We start from the raw sequence: 1,055 nt of genomic DNA, 5'->3' as shown, positions 1-1,055 counted from the left end.
CTAGAGCATTTTCACGTTATTCCGGCTCATACCCGGCAGCCCTGAAGTAGTTTTTGCATTCGTCGGGAGTGAAGGCGTCGAGGATTGTTCCGATGGTACGCCAGAGGCCTTCGACGGTTCGCTCGGCTGCTTTTCGCAGGAGCGCCTTGAGCTTGGCGAAGGCGTTCTCGATCGGGTTGAAGTCAGGGCTGTAGGGCGGCAGGAAGACGAGGGCGGCTCCGGTCGCCTCGATGGCCTGGCGCACCGCTTCGCCCTTATGGGCGGGCAGATTGTCCATGATGACGATATCGCCTGGCGCAAGCGTCGGGGCGAGAACCTGGCCCGCATAGGCCAGGAAAGCCTCGCGGTTCATCGGCCCGTCGAGCACCATCGGCGCGGTCATGCCGGTGAGGCGCAGGCCCGCGACGAAGGTCGTCGTTTTCCAATGGCCGTGAGGAATCCCAGCGCGCAAACGCTGGCCGCGCGGCGCCCGCCCGCGCAGGCGCGCCATCTTGGTGCTGGCGCCGGTCTCGTCGATGAAGATCAGGCGGGCCGGGTCGAGATCGGGTTGGCTGTCGAACCAGGCTTCACGCCGCTCGGCGATATCGGGGCGGTCTTGCTCGGCCGCGTGCGCGGTCTTTTTTTGACGGTCRGGCCACGCTGGTCGAGGAACTTCCAGAGCGTGCCGATGGCGGCCTTCAGGCCGTGCTTCTCAAGCAGCTTCGCCTGCATTTCGGCCAGCGTGATGTCGCAGTCGGCGTCGATCAGGCCTTGCAGATACGCCCCATGCGGATCGAGCTTGGAGCGCTGCGGCTGACCCTGCCGCCGCGCCGTGCGCTCTCCGGTTTCCCGCGCCCGGCGCGCCCAGACGATCGCCGTCGCGATGCCGATCCCGAACCGATCGGCCGCATGGCGCGCAGGCAAGCCCGCCTCGGTCGCCGCAATCACTCGCTCACGCAAATCCTGGCTGTAAGCCCGTGCCATCCCGGCCTCCCGCGTCAGACGRGGAAGGAATCGCACTGTTCGCGCCGCTTGGGAATCCCGGCAGAATCGGAAAACCATGAACCTGCTCTAGC

The 1,055-nt window shown here is 66.0% G+C and carries 1 protein-coding gene; it reads right to left on the bottom strand.

What is annotated here, in order from left to right:
* Positions 1-16 precede the first annotated feature (16 nt).
* Positions 17-963, bottom strand: a protein-coding gene (locus tag AC1D34_RS37920; protein WP_476827071.1) for an IS630 family transposase whose coding sequence is annotated in 2 segments (ribosomal slippage) — positions 17-627 and positions 627-963 — 948 coding nt in all. Because the reading frame shifts where the segments join, the coding sequence is not laid out codon by codon here.
* Between the last annotated feature and the right edge of the window lie 92 nt (positions 964-1,055).

It is taken from the genome of Allobosea sp. P1_A7 (genome assembly GCF_056406775.1).
This window is presented reverse-complemented; position numbering and strand designations above follow the sequence as displayed.